Annotated in this window: 14 protein-coding genes; 4 read left to right on the top strand and 10 right to left on the bottom strand. The window is 71.4% G+C overall.

Features of this window, described 5'->3' with window-relative positions:
• Positions 1-9 precede the first annotated feature (9 nt).
• From HUJ41_RS00480 to HUJ41_RS00470, 3 genes are all read right to left on the bottom strand, one after another.
• Entirely contained in the window at positions 10-609 is a 600-nt protein-coding gene (locus HUJ41_RS00480) for a hypothetical protein (protein WP_179872902.1), read from the bottom strand.
• A gap of 67 nt (positions 610-676) precedes the next feature.
• Entirely contained in the window at positions 677-1,534 is an 858-nt protein-coding gene (locus HUJ41_RS00475; protein ID WP_246299267.1) for an alpha/beta fold hydrolase, read from the bottom strand.
• A gap of 13 nt (positions 1,535-1,547) precedes the next feature.
• A complete protein-coding gene (locus HUJ41_RS00470) occupies positions 1,548-2,681 on the bottom strand; it encodes an acyl-CoA dehydrogenase family protein (protein ID WP_179872900.1) in 1,134 nt (377 codons plus the stop codon).
• Between the two features lie 226 nt (positions 2,682-2,907).
• On the opposite strand from HUJ41_RS00470, the gene HUJ41_RS00465 reads away from it, so the two are divergent.
• Positions 2,908-3,909: an ATP-binding cassette domain-containing protein gene (locus HUJ41_RS00465; protein ID WP_179872899.1), complete on the top strand. Its 1,002-nt coding sequence runs from the start codon at positions 2,908-2,910 to the stop codon at positions 3,907-3,909.
• Positions 3,910-3,959: 50 nt separating this feature from the next.
• The gene (locus HUJ41_RS00460) at positions 3,960-4,775 is read left to right on the top strand and encodes an ABC transporter permease (protein ID WP_268888681.1); all 816 of its coding nucleotides are present in this window, start codon (positions 3,960-3,962) and stop codon (positions 4,773-4,775) included.
• A gap of 120 nt (positions 4,776-4,895) precedes the next feature.
• On the opposite strand, the gene HUJ41_RS00455 is transcribed toward HUJ41_RS00460, so the two are convergent.
• From HUJ41_RS00455 to ddaH, 6 genes are all read right to left on the bottom strand, one after another.
• Positions 4,896-6,143, bottom strand: a complete 1,248-nt coding sequence (locus tag HUJ41_RS00455) for a kynureninase (protein ID WP_179872898.1) — start codon at positions 6,141-6,143, stop codon at positions 4,896-4,898.
• 80 nt (positions 6,144-6,223) lie between these two features.
• On the bottom strand, positions 6,224-7,306 hold the full coding sequence (locus tag HUJ41_RS00450) for an ABC transporter ATP-binding protein (RefSeq protein ID WP_179872897.1): 1,083 nt from the start codon (positions 7,304-7,306) through the stop codon (positions 6,224-6,226).
• Complete coding sequence (locus tag HUJ41_RS00445; RefSeq protein ID WP_179872896.1) at positions 7,303-8,883, bottom strand: ABC transporter permease; 1,581 nt, start codon at positions 8,881-8,883, stop codon at positions 7,303-7,305. The genes HUJ41_RS00450 and HUJ41_RS00445 overlap by 4 nt, the downstream gene beginning before the upstream one ends.
• A 53-nt stretch (positions 8,884-8,936) precedes the next feature.
• Positions 8,937-9,986 carry an extracellular solute-binding protein gene (locus HUJ41_RS00440; protein ID WP_179872895.1) on the bottom strand — a complete coding sequence of 350 codons (1,050 nt, stop codon included), beginning with the start codon at positions 9,984-9,986 and terminating at the stop codon, positions 8,937-8,939.
• A 289-nt stretch (positions 9,987-10,275) separates the two neighbouring features.
• Positions 10,276-11,508 (bottom strand): ornithine--oxo-acid transaminase, encoded by a 1,233-nt coding sequence (rocD, locus tag HUJ41_RS00435; RefSeq protein WP_152582611.1) that lies wholly within the window; start codon positions 11,506-11,508, stop codon positions 10,276-10,278.
• Positions 11,508-12,377 (bottom strand): dimethylargininase, encoded by an 870-nt coding sequence (ddaH, locus tag HUJ41_RS00430; protein WP_407941908.1) that lies wholly within the window; start codon positions 12,375-12,377, stop codon positions 11,508-11,510. The genes rocD and ddaH overlap by 1 nt, the downstream gene beginning before the upstream one ends.
• 103 nt (positions 12,378-12,480) lie before the next feature.
• On the opposite strand from ddaH, the gene HUJ41_RS00425 reads away from it, so the two are divergent.
• Both HUJ41_RS00425 and HUJ41_RS00420 read left to right on the top strand, forming a co-directional pair.
• Complete coding sequence (locus tag HUJ41_RS00425) at positions 12,481-12,918, top strand: Lrp/AsnC family transcriptional regulator (RefSeq protein WP_152582557.1); 438 nt, start codon at positions 12,481-12,483, stop codon at positions 12,916-12,918.
• A gap of 114 nt (positions 12,919-13,032) precedes the next feature.
• Positions 13,033-13,467: a hypothetical protein gene (locus HUJ41_RS00420; protein WP_179872894.1), complete on the top strand. Its 435-nt coding sequence runs from the start codon at positions 13,033-13,035 to the stop codon at positions 13,465-13,467.
• 29 nt (positions 13,468-13,496) lie between these two features.
• Here HUJ41_RS00420 and aceB read toward each other — a convergent pair whose 3' ends face one another.
• Entirely contained in the window at positions 13,497-15,140 is a 1,644-nt protein-coding gene (gene aceB / locus HUJ41_RS00415; protein WP_179872893.1) for a malate synthase A, read from the bottom strand.
• Positions 15,141-15,157: the final 17 nt, after the last annotated feature.

The following is a 15,157-nucleotide window of genomic DNA, read 5'->3' as shown; positions in this document are numbered from 1 at the left end:
CGAGGGCGGTCAGAGGGCGCGGCCGTGAGCCTCGGTACTGCGCGCCCCGAGGGCGGGGTGCCGAGCATCCAGCAGGCGGATGGCGATGACCGAGGCCCACACGATGCTCACGCCCGCGATGCACGTGATCCAGAGCGCCGTGAGACCGGCCTCCGCCGTGCTCAGCCCCACACCGACGAGCGCATAGCTGACGGTGACCGCGTAGACGATCGAGCCGCGGGAGACGGCGACGAAGCCGACCGCCGTGGGCCCCGCGAGGCGGTCGCGGATGCCCGTGTCGACCGTGACCGTCGACGGCCGCACCTGGGCGAGCGCCCACGCGATGCTCAGGACGATGATGACGCCCCAGATCGCGAACCAGGCGCCAGGCGGCACGATCGGCGAGAACTCGGCCCCCGACTGCAGCGTCGAGGGCGACAGCCAGTCGAAGACGAGAGACGACACCGGCTGGCCGATCGCGAGGACGACGACGAGGATGCGCAGCGCACGACGGCGGGTGGGCGGCGAGAGCGCGGCGCCCCCGGTGGAGGGTGACGGTGCGGCGGCAGTGCGGGCCTCGCTCGTGGCGGACTCCTCTCGGTCGCGGACGGTCGTCGCCGGAGCGGTCACGCCCAGAGTAGGGCGCAGGCTCGGAGGGCGCAGGTACCTGCCAGGCGGCGCTCAGGGAGACCGGCGGTCAGCGGCCCGTGCGCTCCGCGAGCCAGCGCAGAGCATCCTCGGCACCGTGCTCCTCGGCGGCCAGAACGGAGAGGTGAGCCTCCCCGGGGAGAGTCCAGTGCTCGCAGCCCGGGAGCGCGCCGGCGAGCCAGCGGGAGTGGCTCGCCGGCGCGACCCGATCGTCGCTCCCGTGCAGCAGCAGCACCGGCGCCGTGATCGCTGCGAGGTCGACGCCCCACGGGGTGACGTAGGCGAGATCGTCGTCGATCATCCCGTCGAGGCCCTTCGCCACACCCGCCGCGGCGACCTCCGCGAGCCAGCCCCACGGCCCGGCGAGGGTCGCCCAGTCGCGCGCCGTGAAGTCGATCGGGGCATCGGCGCTCTCCTCCTCGTGGCGGCGCTTGCGATCCGCCCCCTCCTGCGCCGACCGCAGGGCCGCAGTGCTCGTCGGGCCCATGCCGTCGAACCAGTCGAGGCCGTCGGCGTCGAAGGGCGCGAGGCCCGCGACGCTCACGACCGCCGACACCCGATCGGTCAGCGTCGCCGCGCACGCGAGCCCGTGCGGTCCGCCGCCCGAGTGGCCCATGACCGCGAAGCTCTCGAGCTCGAGGGCGTCGGCGAGCGCTGCGACATCGGCCGCGACCGAGCCGACGGTGCGGCCTGCGTGCCGAGTCGAGCCACCGTAGGCCGGGCGGTCGAACGATACCCAGCGCAGGCCGAGCTTCTTCGCTGCTCGCATGAGCGGCTCGGGCGGGTTGCCGGTGTTGGGCGTGCCGTGCTGCCAGAGGACCGGGTAGCGCTTCTGCGCGCCACTGTCGTAGACGTGCAGAGTGCGGCCGTCGGGAAGGTCGATGTCGCGCTCGCGCACGCGCGTCACCGCACCGTCCCCCTCACGGCAGCGGCCCCAGCAGGTCGGTCGCGACGGTCGCGTGCACGGCCTCCGTGTCGCTCGGATGGTAGATGCCCGCGAGCACATCGCGCTGCAGCCTGCTCAGCTCGGCCGTGGCGCGGTAGGCGCCGCCGCCGCTGATGCGCATCGCCTGGTCGACGACGTGCCGCGCAGTCTCGACGCTGCGGTGCTTGAGCCCCGCCAGGTCGCGGAACCACCGCGCACCTCGATCGACCCCGTGGTCGCGATCGTGCACGACCGCGTGCAGCTGCGGTGCGAGCGCATCGAGCGCGAGCGCAGCATCCGCGATGCGCCAGCGGATGTCGGGGTCGTGGGCCTGCGGGGCTCCGCCGGCTCTCATGCTCATGCGTCGCTGCGCGCTCTCCACGGCGAGCTCGAGGGCGCGATCGGCGATGCCGGCATAGACGCTCGCGATGAGGGTGTGGAAGTTGGCGGCGATCGCGAGTGCGTAAGCGTCGCCGCTGGGGCCGACGGGCAGAATGCGCGCGACCCGATCGTCGGTCACCACGGCACCCTCGAGCCCTGTCGTGTGGCTCTGCGTCGCGCGCATGCCGAGCGTGTTCCAGTCGGGGGTGATCGTGATGCCGGGAGTCTCCCGCGTGAGGAAGCCGTGCACGATGCTCGGCTCCGAGCCGTCGGCGGGGTCGTGCCGACCGAGCACCCCGAGGCGCGTCCACGCGGGCGAGAGGGTCGTGAAGATCTTGGTGCCCGTGAAAGCCCAGCCGCCCGCGCCGCCGTCGAGCGACACGCGCTCGACGCGCGTGAGCGAGTCGCTCATGACCCGGTCGTTGCCCGCCTCGCTGATCGCGAAGGCGAAGAGCTCGCCGCGCTCGCCGTCGTCGAGCACCCACTGCAGCGAGGGGTCGCCCGCGGCCGCGAGGTCGCGCGCGACCCCCATCCAGACGTGGTGCATCGTGAGCCCGAGAGCGGTGGCGGGTGCGTGCGCGGCGAGCAGGCGCTGATCCGCGGATGCTGCGCTCAGGCTGCGCGGCGCCAGATAGCCGGCCACCCGCAGCTCGTCGAGATCCTCGGTGAAGAAGCCGTTCGCGGCGTCGTACCCGGGCGCCCGTTCGCGCACGCGCGCGAGCAGCTCGGGGTTCAGCGCAGAGGCCATGCCCCTCACGCTACCCCCGCCCCCTGGGCCAGATCTGGCGCGAAAGGGCGCTCGGCGCAGTGGATAGAGCCGATTCGGGGCGAGTCTGGGCACGAGTGCGTCGTGGCGACGCACATGCCGCACCGGCCCGCCCTCCCCATGGTGCGCCCTGCCGCCCTCGACTCCCTGCGCAGCCCCTGGCGAACGGGCCACCTGAGTGTCACCCGTGCGCACTAGCATCTCGCCCATGGCATTCATCGAGGCGACGGATCTCGTCAAGACCTATTCCCCCAAGGGCGCCCCCGTCGTGCGGGCCCTCGACGGGCTCGACCTCGACGTGCCGCAGGGCACCGTCGCGGCCCTCCTCGGCCCCAACGGCGCCGGCAAGACCACCACCGTCAAGGTGCTCACAACGCTCATCAGGCCCGACTCGGGCACCGCGACGATCGACGGCGTCGACGTGCTCGGCGACCCGCAGGCCGTACGCCGCATGATCGGCGCGAGCGGTCAGTACGCCGCCGTCGACGAGAACCTCACGGGCTTCGAGAACCTCATGATGGTGGGGCAGCTCTACCACCTGGGCACGAAGGTCGCCCGGCAGCGGGCGAAGGAGCTCATCGAGCAGTTCGACCTCGTGGAGGCGCAGAATCGCCCGGTCAAGGGCTTCTCGGGAGGCATGCGCCGCCGCATCGACCTCGCAGGTGCGCTCGTCATCAAGCCCCCCGTGCTCTTCCTCGATGAGCCGACGACGGGTCTCGACCCGCGCAGCCGCATGGGCATGTGGGACGTCATCGAGACCCTCGTCGCCGACGGCACCACGGTGCTGCTCACGACCCAGTACCTGGAGGAGGCAGACCGCCTCGCCGACTCCATCTCGGTCATCGACAACGGCAGGGTCATCGCGAAGGGCACGGCCGACGAGCTCAAGGCCTCGGTGGGCGGGCAGCGCGTGGCGCTCACGCTCGTGAACGAGGCCGACGGCGAGGCAGTACGGTCGATCCTCGCCCAGCACGGCGCGGGCGAGCCCGTCGCCTCGGGCGGTGGGCGCACGTGGATCGTGCCCGTCGCAGACGGCGCCCCCGCCCTGAGCGCGATCGTCGCGGCGGTCGCGCAGGAGGGCATCGCGCTCCATGATGCGGGGATGCGCAGGCCCACGCTCGACGACGTGTTCCTGCAGCTCACCGGCCACGAAGCCGAGCACAGCCCCGATGAGACGAACAGGGACGAGACGACGGAGGACGCAGCGTGAGCACGATCAACCCGACGGTGACGGGCACCGCGCCCCGAGCATCCGGAACCTTGACGCCGGTGCCCGGCAACACCGTCACGAGGTTCCTCTCCGACGGCTGGGTGACCACGTGGCGCAACCTCATGAAGATCATCCGGGTGCCGGAGATCCTGCTGTTCAGCCTCATCCAGCCGATCATGTTCGTGCTGCTGTTCAACTATGTGTTCGGCGCCGCGATCGACATCCCCGGTGAGGGCTACACGTCGTTCCTCATGGCGGGCATCTTCGGCCAGACCGTCGTCTTCGGGTCGACTTACTCCGGGTCGGCGATGGCGCAAGACCTCAAAGACGGCATTATCGACCGGTTCCGCACGCTGCCCATGAACGGCGCCGCCGTTCTCGTGGGCCGCACCAACGGCGACCTCGTCATCAACGCGCTCTCCATGCTCGTCATGATGGGCACCGGGTTTCTCGTCGGCTGGCGCGTGACCTCCTCGCCGCTCGAGTTCCTCGCCGCCGTCGCCCTGTTGCTGCTGTTCGCCTACGCGTTCTCGTGGGTCATGGCGTTCCTCGGCCTCGCGGTGCGCAGCCCCGAGATCATCAACAACGCGTCCTTCCTCATCCTCTTCCCGCTCACGTTCGTCTCCAACGCCTTCGTGCCGAGCGAGAACCTGCCCACGCCGCTGCGCGTCTTCGCCGAGTGGAACCCCGTCTCGGCCCTCGTTCAGTCGGCCCGCGAACTGTTCGGCAACGTTCCCCCCGGCACGCCCGTCGGCGACGCGTGGACCGCGCAAAACCCCATCGCGACCGTGCTGCTCGGCATCGCCGTGATGCTGCTCATCTTCGTGCCGCTCTCCATCAAGAGGTTCAACTCGCTCTCGCGGTAGGACGGCCGACGACGACTGTGCTCCCTCGTCGCAACTGTGCTCGGCAGATCGGGCACAGTTGCCACGGAACGGCACACTTGCGGCTCGACTGGGCTCGGCCAAGCTCGGTGCGCGGCGGCGCTACGCGAGGGCGCAAGCCAGGGCGCGGATGCCGCGCTCGACCTCCGCGAACGAGGTGCTGAGCGGCGACAGCCCGATACGTACGCCGCTCGGGTGGCGGAAGTCGGGGATGACGCCCTCGGCCCAGAGCGACTCCACGGCGCGGGCCGCGTTAGGGTGATCGATCGTGACGTGCCCGCCGCGGCGCGCCTCCTCGCGCGGGCTCGCGAGCTCGGCCTCGGGGATGAGCTCCTCCACCAGCGACAGCGCGAACCCGGTCAGCAGGACCGACTTGGCGCGGATAGCGCGGATGCCCATCGACCCTGTGCCCACCGACTCGATCTCGTCGAGCATGTCGCTCAGCGCCACCATCCCCAGGATCGGGTGCGTGCCGCTCACGAGCCGACGGATGCCCTCAGCCGGCGCGTACGGCTCGGTCATGGCGAAAGGCTCCTGCGCCCCGAGCCAGCCCGGAATCGGGTTGCGCAGCTCACCCTGATGCCGCGCGGCGACATAGGCCCAGGCCGGGGCGCCAGGGCCTCCGTTCAAGTACTTGTACGAGCATCCAACTGCCATGTCGACGCCCCAGGCGTCGAGCTCGAGCGGCACCGAGCCGACCGCGTGCGAGCAATCCCACAGCATGAGCGCGCCCGAGCGCTGCACGACGCCCGTCGCCGCGGGCATGTCGGCCCACCACGCGCTGCGGTAGGCGACACCGCTGAACAGCGCGGCGATCGTGCGGTCGCTCACTGCGTCGGCCGCGAGCTCGGGCGTGATGCCGGCGTCGCGCGGAGCTTCCACCCACCGCACCGTGAGCGCGTGGTCCTCGGCGAGGCGGTCGACGATGTAGCGGTCGGTCGGGAACTCGTCGCGCAGCACGACCAGCTCGTCACGGCCGGGCCGGGCCGCGATCGCGGCGTGCAGCAGCTTGAAGATGAGCACCGTCGTCGACTCGGCCACGATCGTCTGGCCGGATGCTGCGCCCAAGCAGGCCGCCCCGATGCGGTCGCCCAGCCGCTCTGCCTGGGTGAGCCAGCCCTCGTCCCACGCCCTGATCAGTCGCCCGCCCCACTGCGCGCGCACCACCTCGGGCAGAGACTCGAGCGTGCGGGTCAGCGGGCGCCCGAGCGAGTTGCCGTCGAGGTACGCGACGAGGTCGTCGCCCGGCACGAAGCGCTCGACGTACTCGGCCAAAGGATCGGCGGCGTCGAGCTCGGCAGCGAGGTCACTCGGCACGCTGTCCCGGTCACTCGGCACGCGGTTGCTCATGCGCCGAGCCTACCCACGCCCACCTTGAGCCAGATCTGACGCGAATGGGCACTTGGCGCTGGGCCAAGCGCCCATTCGCGTCAGATCTGCGCCTGTAGCGGGGTCGCGGGGAAGGCCAGGCCGGGGCGCTGCACGGCCAGGCGCACCTCGTCGCCCACGTGCGGCAGCTCGACCGCGGCCATGCGCATGCGCACCGTGGGGCCACCGACGACGTCGCAGCTCAGCATCGCGTCGTGGCCCGCGTACGAGATGGCCGCGACGCGGGCGTCCGCACCGGCGGCCGCGTGGGCGAGCAGCTCGGGGCGCGGCACGATCCACTCGGGGCGCAGCATGAGCCGCACACGGTCGCCGTCGGCGGGCGCGAACCCGACCGCGGTGGCCTCGACGGCGCCGAGCGCGCACGTCACGCGACCCCCGCGCCACAGCCCGTCGAGCTCGACCACATCGCCCACGAAGGAGGCGACCCAGTCGGAGGCGGGGTGCTGGTAGATCTGCTCGGGGGTTCCGAACTGCTCGAGCCGGCCATCCCGCAGCACCGCCACCTTGTCGGCCAGGGTGAGCGCCTCCTCCTGATCGTGCGTCACGAGCAGCGAGGTCGTGCCCTGGGCGCGCAGCAGCTCGGCGACCTCGCGGCGCAGGCCGACGCGCAGCTGGGTGTCGAGGGCTGCGAAAGGCTCGTCGAGCAGCAGCAGCTCCGGGCGGGGCGCGAGGGCCCGCGCGAGCGCGACCCGCTGAGCCTGCCCGCCGGAGAGTTGATTCGGGGCGCGGCCGGTGAGGTCGCCGAGCCCCACGAGCTCGGCGAGCTCGGCGATGCGCGTAGCGCGACCCATCGCGCCACCGCGACCGCGCGGCACCGCGAACCCGATGTTGTCGGCCACCGAGAGGTGGGGGAAGAGCGAGGCCTCCTGCGGCACCCAGCCGATGCCGCGCTTCTCGGCCGGCACCGTGCGGCCCGGTCGGGAGAGCTCGCGCTCCCCGATGCGGATCGACCCCGCCCCGATGGGCAGCAGGCCCGCGATCGCGAGCAGCAGGGTCGTCTTGCCGCAGCCGCTCGGCCCGAGCACCGCCACGAGGTCGCCCGAGTCGATGCGCACCGAGACGTCGTCAATCGCGAGCGTCGACCCGTGGGTCACGCTCACCCCGTCGATGACGAGATCGCTCACAGCTCCTCCTTGGCGACGGTGCGCACCCCCGAGAGGATGACCGCCGGAACAGCGGCCAGCAGCACGAGCATCGCGGCGTACGGTGCGGCAGCCCCGTACTCGACGATCACGGTGCGGTTCCACAGTTCCGTGGCGAGCGTCGACACCCCCGTGGGGCGCAGCAGCAGCGTCGCCGGCAATTCTTTCATGGTCGCGATGGCCACGAGCAGGGCGCCGATGCCGACACTCGGCAGGGCGAGCGGCACGGTCACGCGCCACCACGCGCGCAACGGCGAATCGCCGAGCGTGCGGGCGACCGCGACGAGGCGCGGCGGAACGTCTCCAAGCCCGGCCCGCATCGTGCTGATCGCCTTCGGCGCGAACAGCACGGCGTACGCGAAGACGAGCACGACGACGCTCTGGTAGAGCACCGGAACGACCGCGAGGGCGAAGAACACGAGCGACAGCCCGACGACGATGCCGGGCAGCGCGTGGCCGAGGTAGCTCACCGACTCGAGCGCCGACACGAGCCGCCCGCGGTAGCGGCTCGCGAGCGCCGCGACGGGCAGCGCGAGCAGCACGGCGAGCAGCGCCGCACCGACGGCGACTCCCACGGTCGCGCCGACCGCTCCGAGCAGGCGTGCCACGTCGAGCTCGCGCAACGTCTGCGCCTCGAGCAAGCGCGCGAGCAGCCCGAGCAGGGGAACCGCGACACCGACGGCGGGGGCCGCGGCGACGACGGGCAGCAGGGCCACGAGCATCCCGCGCCGGATCGTTCGCGGGGCGACCGCGCGCGCCGCCTGCCTCGGCAGCTGGCCGCGCGCACTGCGCTCCCCCACGACGACGAGGAGGGCGAGCACGACCAGCAGCAGCGCGAGCACCGCCGCCTGCGCGCGATCGAAGCTCGCCGCGTACGCCTGGTTGATGCCCCACGTGAGGGTCGGGAACCGCATCATTGCGACGAGCCCGAAATCGCTCAGCGAGTACAGCGCGACGAGCAGCGAGCCGGCGATCGCGGCGGGGCGCACCTGCGGCCACGTCGCGACGAGGAAGGCGCGCACGGGCCCGCGGCCGAGGGTGCGCGCGACGCCCTCGAGGTCTCCGGATGCTCCGCGCAGCGCCGCCGCGACCGGCAGCGTCACGTACGGAACCGTGACCGCCGTGAGCAGGATCCAGCTCGGTACGAAGCCGTTGATCGCGGGCAGCGTGACCAGCCACCCGTAACCGGCGAGGTAGGAGGGCACCGCGAGAGGCAACGACGAGACGAGCAGCCAGGCGCGCGGGAAGGGCACGCGCAGTCTGCTCAGCACGACCGCCGTCCCCGTACCCAGCACGAGCGCGCTGAGCGTCACGGCGGCCGCGAGCCCCAGCGAGTTCGCCGCGTACTCGAGCACGCGCGGCCGGGCGAGCACGTCGAGCATCGCCTCGAAGCCGCCCCCGGTGGCCCGCACCACGAGGTACACGAGCGGGATGGCGGCTGCCGCCGCCGCCACCCCCGCCGCGACGACGAGCAGCCCCGGCGGCCGACCCGGTGCCGCCGGAGCGGTCACGGGCGCGGGCCGCCGGGGCGGCTCGACTGCCTCCGGCGCGATGATCATGCGTCTAGTGCATCACCCTCGGCTGAAGATGCGGGTCAGTGAGAGCCTCGGCACTAGATGAGGCCGTACTCGGCGAGCAGCTGCTGCGTCGTCGACAGGTCGTCGAGGTCGCTCAGGTCGAGTGCGGGGTTGACGAGCGAGTCGAGCGCGGGCAGGCCTTCGGGCGCGTCGACACCGGGCAGCAGCGGGTACTCGAAGGTCTGCTCGACGAAGTAGGCCTGCGCCTCCTCCGAGACGAGGAAGCGCACGAACTCGAGGGCGTCGGCGTCCTCGGCCGCGGCGCTGAGGATGCCCGCACCGGTGACGTTGACGATCGAGCCCGCGTCGCCCGCCGCGAGGAACTTCAGCTGCGCACGCATGTTCTCGGCGCCGACCTCGGCGGCCTGACGGAACCAGTAGTAGTGGTTGATGAGCCCGACGTCGAGGGTGCCCTCGTTCACGGCCGTGAGCGTCGCGGTGTTGTTCTCGAAGATCTGCAGGTCGTTGCCGGCGAGCGCCTCGACCCACTCCTCGGCGGCCTGCTCGCCCTCGATGACGCGCAGCGCCGTGACGAAGGACTGGAAGCTCGCGTTGCCCGGCGGCAGGCCGAGCCGGCCGGCCCACTCGGGCTCGACGTACTCGACGACCGTGTCGGGCAGGTCGTCCGCCGTAAGCTCGTCGCCGTCGTAGACGACGACGCGGGCCCGGCCGGTGACGCCGACCCAGCTGTCGTCGGTGGAGGTGAAGCCCGCGGGCACAGCGTCGGCGATGTCGTCGGGCAGGGTCGCAAAGAGTCCGGCCTGGCTGAGGGCGCCGAGCGCTCCGGCATCCTGGGAGAGGAAGACGCGGGCGGGGGTCGCCTCGCCCTCCTCGAGCAGCAGCGCGCCGAGCTCAGCGGTGTTGCCGTAGCGCACGTCGACCTCGATGCCCGACTGCTCCTCGAAGAGGTCGATGAGCGGCTGGATGAGCTCCTCGTCGCGGCCCGAGTAGAGCGTGAAGGCACCGTCGGCGGTCGGCTCTCCGCCGGGCTCGGCCGGCTCCGTGCCGGGGTTGGCGGCGCAGCCGGCGAGCAGGGCGGCGCTCGCGGCGAGGGCGAGCAGGGAGAAGGAACGCGATGAGCGCATGGGGATGAAACTCCAGAGAGTGCGAAGGGAAACGGGACTCGGCGACGCTGCCAGAAGTTAGGTTAGGCTAACTTCACGCTAGGCGCCACTCCACGCCGAGTCTCACGCCCAACTCACCGTTTCGTGCCAGATCTGGCACGAAAGGGCGCTTGCCGTGGCGGATAGACCCCGTTTGCGGCAAGTCTAGGCCCCTCGAGCACGCGGCGCGAGCACGCGGGGCGAGGCGCGAGGACGTGCGAGCTCCGTGGGGCACATGCACACGGCGACGGATGCGCGGCTCGCGCACCCCTCACGCGAACTCGGCGAGCACCGCCTCGAGCTGGTCGAGACCCCAATCGAGGTCCTCCTTCGACACGACGATGGGCGGCGCGAGCCGGATCGTCGAGCCGTGCGTGTCCTTCGCGAGCACGCCCCGCGCGAGCAGCGCCTCGCACACCTGGCGCCCGGTCGCGAGCGACGGGTCGATGTCGATGCCGGCCCACAGCCCGGCGCCGCGCACCGCGAGAACGCCGCGGCCGATGAGCGCCTCGAGCCGTGCGTGCAGGTGCTCGCCGAGCACGCGCGAGCGCTCCTGCATCTCCCCGGTCTCGAGCAGCGTCACGACGGCGTGGCCGACGGCGGCGGCAAGCGGGTTGCCGCCGAACGTGGATCCGTGCTCGCCCGGGTGCAGCACGCCGATGACGTCGCCGCGCCCGATGACCGCGCTCACGGGGACGATGCCGCCGCCGAGCGCCTTGCCGAGCACGTACAGGTCGGGGATGACCCCGGTGTTGTCGCACTGGAACGTCGCACCCGTGCGGCCGAGGCCCGACTGGATCTCGTCGGCGATCATGAGCACGTTGTGCTCCGCGGTGATGCGGCGCATGCTCGGCAGGTAGTCGGCCGGCGGCACGACGACGCCCGCCTCGCCCTGAATGGGCTCTACGAGAACCGCGACCGTGTTGTCGGTGATGGCCTCCTCGAGAGCGGCCGCATCCCCGTAGGGAACCGCCACGAAGCCGGGCGTGAACGGCGCGAACCCGTCGCGGGAGGTCGGGTCGTCGGAGAAGCTCACGATCGTCGTCGTGCGGCCGTGGAAGTTGCCGCTCATGACGATGATCTCGGCGGCGCCCTCGGGCACGCCCTTCACGCGGTAGCCCCACGCGCGTGCGAGCTTGATCGCCGACTCGACGGCTTCGGCTCCCGTGTTCATGGGCAGCACGCGGTCGACCCCGGCCAGTCGCGCGAGCGCTTCGGCGAACGGACCGAGGCGGTCGTTGTGGAAGGCGCGGCTCGTGAGCGTGATGCGCTCGAGCTGGTCGCGGGCGGCCGCCAGAAGATCGGGATGCCCGTGGCCGAAGTTCACCGCCGAATAGGCCGCAAGGCAGTCGAGGTAGCGCTTGCCGTTCACGTCGGTGACCCAGGCGCCCTCGCCCCGCTCCACGACGACGGGCAGGGGGTGGTAGTTGTGGGCGAGCCGCTCGTCCTCGATCGCGATGAGCGCCTCGCCGGCGTCGTGGGCGGTGGTCGTGGTGGGGGTCATCATCGTCGCAGCTCCAAGGTGCAGCACTTCACGCCGCCGCCCCCGAGCAGCAGCTCGCTGAGGTCGACGCCGATGGGTTCGTAGCCGCGCTCGCGCAGCTGTCGGTCGAAGTCGGTGGCGCGGCTCGCGATGACGACGTGCAGGCCGTCGCTGAAGGAGTTGAGGCCGAGCACGGCCGCGTCCTCTTCGGTCGCGATGATCGCGTCGGGGTAGCGCTCGCGCAGAATCGCCTGCGAGGCCTCGTCGAAGGCCTTCGGCAGGTAGGCGATGTTCGCCTGCTGACCCGGCGCCGGGTCGGGGTCGAGCACGGCGATCGCCGTGTCGAGGTGGTAGAACTCGGGGTCGACGAGGGTCAGGCTGACGACGTCGCGGCCGACCGTCTCGGCGAGTTCGCGGTGGCTCGCGGTCGAGGTGCGAAAGCCGGTGCCGGCGAGGATGACGTCGCCGACGAGCAGCATGTCGCCCTCGCCCTCGTTGACTTCGGCCGCCGCGTGCGGGGTGAAGCCCTGCTCGGCGAGCCACGCCAGGTAGGCGGGGCCTTCGGCCGCGCGCTCGTCGTAGGTGAACTTGGCGCCGTAGGCGATGCCGTCGAGGGTGAAGCCGCCGTTGGCCGAGTAGACCATGTCGGGTAGCCCCTCGATGGGGTCGATGAGGTGCACCTCGAACCCGAGCTCGATGTAGATCGCGTACAGGCGCTCCCACTGCTCGACGGCGAGGGTCGTGTTGGTGGGGTTCTCGGGGAACATCCACGGGTTGATCCGGTAGCTCACCGTGAAATAGTCGGGGCGGCACATGAGCACGGTGCGCGTGCTGGCCGTGCGGGCGGGCGTGCGCGCCGCAGCGGGGTCGTTCGTCGGGGTCAGAGTCACCCGTCCAGTGTCACACGCAACCGAACGGCGCTGTCAATCGCTGAGCGCAACTTTTCTGCATCATCGTGTCGCTCCACGCAGCTAATCGCCGTACTCTGGGGGTGTGGACGCCATCGACTACCGCATCATCGACCAGTTGCGCCAGAACGCCCGCGCGGGCTACGGCGACATCGGGGACGTCGTCGGGCTCTCGGCCTCCGCAGTTAAACGCCGCGTCGACAAGCTCGTCGCCGACAAGGTGATCCGCGCCTTCACGGTGCAGGTCGACCCTGCTGTCGACGGGCTCGCCGTCGAGGCGTATGTGGAGCTCTTCTGCCGCGGCACGGTCGCGCCGGACGAGTTGAGGCGCATCCTCTCGACCGTGCCCGAGGTGATCGATGCCGGCACCGTGACGGGCGAGGCTGACGCGATCGTGCGCATCCGCTCGCGTGACATTCAGAGCCTCGAGGATGCCCTGGAGCGGGTTCGCGTGGCCCCCAACGTCGACCACACCCGCAGCGCGATCATCCTCTCGAGGCTCGTCGACCGCGTGCAGGACTGACGGCGCGCTGAGTCGCTCCGGTCCACGAGGACCGGTGGAGTTCATTCCTCGGACCAGTCCGGTCGGTTCCTCCGGGGGAAGCGCGCGACCCCGGCCGTGCGGCTCAATGGACGCATGACCACGTCACGCATCATCATCCTCTCCGCTCTCGCCCTCGCCTCGGCTACTGCGCTCACGGGCTGCGCGATCGCCGACTCCCTCCAGAACGAGAAGGCGAGCGAGTTCTCGTCGACCGCCGACCTCGTCGCCGACTGGGAGAAGTCGGCCCCGTGGCTTCCCGAGGACGCGACCGGCATCCGCATCCGCGAGACTCCGGATGCTGCGCCCGCGACCCTCCTCGCGACGAGCTCGACCGCTCTGGACCCGGCGGTCTGCATCGAGACCGAGCGGCTCTCGGGCCCCACGTTCGCTCTCGACGGCGCCCCGAGCCCGTACACCGATAGCGCGTTCGCGTGCGGCGAGTGGACGGTGATCCCGACCGACGACGGCTGGTACGGCTGGACGCCGAACCACCCCGACGAGCGGGCCGCGGCCGAGAACCTCGACTGACCCGCCGGGCTGGCCGGCTCGGGTAGGCGCTACGCGGCGACCGTCACCACATCGACCCGCTCCTCACGCTCGGCCTGCTCCACGAGGTACCGCGTGTAGGCGGGCACCGTGAGAAAGGTCGGGAAGTCCTCCTGCAGCGTCACGGTGCGGAACACGTCCTCCGCCTCGGCGAGCTTGTGCCCTTCGGGGGTGGGCAGCTCGGCCATGATCTCCCGCAGCAGACGCTCGACGAGCTGCTTGCTCACGGGCTCGCCCTCGGTCGTCAGGTGGTCCTGGTGGATCCACTGCCACAGCTGCGAGCGGCTGATCTCCGCGGTAGCGGCATCCTCCATGAGGTTGTCGATCGCCGCCGCGCCGATGCCGCGCAGCCAGGACTCCAGGTAGCGCACCGTGATGGAGATGTTGGCGCGCACTCCCGCGAGCGTCACCTCGCCACCGGCCGAGCGGATGTCGAGCAGGTCGCGCGCCGTCACGTGCACGTCGTCGCGCTGGCGGTCGAGCTGGTTCGGCCGACCGCCCAGGACGGCGTCGAACTCGGCGCGCGCCACGGGGATCAGGTCGGGGTGTGCCACCCACGAGCCGTCGAAGCCGTCGCTCGCCTCGCGCAGCTTGTCGGCGGCGACGCGCTCGAGCGCCCGCTCGGTGACTTCGGGGTCGCGTCGGTTCGGGATGAACGCGCTCATGCCGCCGATCGCGTGCGCGCCCCGCTTGTGGCAGGTCTGCACGAGCAGCTCGGTGTAGGCGCGCATGAAGGGCAGGGTCATGAGGATGCGGTCCCGGTCGGGCAGCACGAACCACTGGCCCCGTCCGCGGTAGTTCTTGATGATCGAGAAGACGTAGTCCCAGCGGCCGGCGTTGAGGCCGGCGCAGTGGTCGCGCAGCTCGTAGAGGATCTCGTCCATCTCGAACGCGGCGCCGAACGTCTCGATGAGCACCGTCGCGCGGATCGTGCCGTGCGGCAGCCCGAGGCGCTCCTCGCTGAAGGTGAAGACGTCGTTCCACAGCCGCGCCTCGCGGTGGTTCTCGAGTTTCGGCAGGTAGAAGTACGGGCCGCGGCCGCGCGCGATGAGCTCGTGCGCGTTGTGGAAGAGGTAGAGCCCGAAGTCGACGAGGCTCGCACTCGCCGCCAGGCGCAGGCCGTTGCGGTCGACGTGCTCGATGTGCTTCTCCACGAGGTGCCAGCCGCGCGGCCGCATGACGATCGTCGGCGTGCGCTCGGCCGTCACCTCGTAGGTCTTGCCTTCCGCGTTGGTGTGGGTGAGCCGCCCGCGGATCGCGTCGAAGAGCGAGAGCTGCCCCTCGACGATGTTCCCCCACGTCGGACTCGTGGCGTCCTCCAAATCGGCGAGCCACACGTTGGCTCCTGAGTTGAGGGCGTTGATCGTCATCTTCGGGTCGCACGGGCCCGTGATCTCGACCCGTCGGTCCTCGAGGCCGGGGCCGGCCCCGGCGACGCGCCACGACGCATCCTCGCGGATGCTCGCCGTGTGCGGCAGGAAGCGAAGGTCGCGCCCATTGCCCAGGTCGTAGCGCACCTGCATGCGCTCGGCGAGGCGGTCGTGCCGCTCGCCCGCGAAGCGGTGGTGCAGCTCGGCGAGGAACTGCAGCGCCTCCGGCGTCAGGATCTCGTCGTACCGGGGCCGCATCGGCCCGGTGATGCTCAGTGTGGTCATGATGCTCGTCCTCTCAG

The sequence above is a fragment of the Microcella indica genome (assembly GCF_013414345.1).
GTDB classification, from domain to species: Bacteria; Actinomycetota; Actinomycetes; order Actinomycetales; family Microbacteriaceae; genus Microcella; species Microcella indica.
Note: the sequence above shows the minus strand (reverse complement) of the source record. Positions and strands in the feature narration are given on the sequence as shown.

Coding starts and splice junctions, on each gene's coding strand:
- HUJ41_RS00470 (WP_179872900.1), bottom strand. CDS start 2,681: ATGGCCTCTGCGCTGAACCCCGAGCTGCTCGCGCGCGTGCGCGAACGG.
- HUJ41_RS00465 (WP_179872899.1), top strand. CDS start 2,908: ATGGCATTCATCGAGGCGACGGATCTCGTCAAGACCTATTCCCCCAAG.
- HUJ41_RS00455 (WP_179872898.1), bottom strand. CDS start 6,143: ATGAGCAACCGCGTGCCGAGTGACCGGGACAGCGTGCCGAGTGACCTC.
- HUJ41_RS00445 (WP_179872896.1), bottom strand. CDS start 8,883: ATGATCATCGCGCCGGAGGCAGTCGAGCCGCCCCGGCGGCCCGCGCCC.
- HUJ41_RS00440 (WP_179872895.1), bottom strand. CDS start 9,986: ATGCGCTCATCGCGTTCCTTCTCCCTGCTCGCCCTCGCCGCGAGCGCC.
- rocD (WP_152582611.1), bottom strand. CDS start 11,508: ATGACCCCCACCACGACCACCGCCCACGACGCCGGCGAGGCGCTCATC.
- HUJ41_RS00420 (WP_179872894.1), top strand. CDS start 13,033: ATGACCACGTCACGCATCATCATCCTCTCCGCTCTCGCCCTCGCCTCG.
- aceB (WP_179872893.1), bottom strand. CDS start 15,140: ATGACCACACTGAGCATCACCGGGCCGATGCGGCCCCGGTACGACGAG.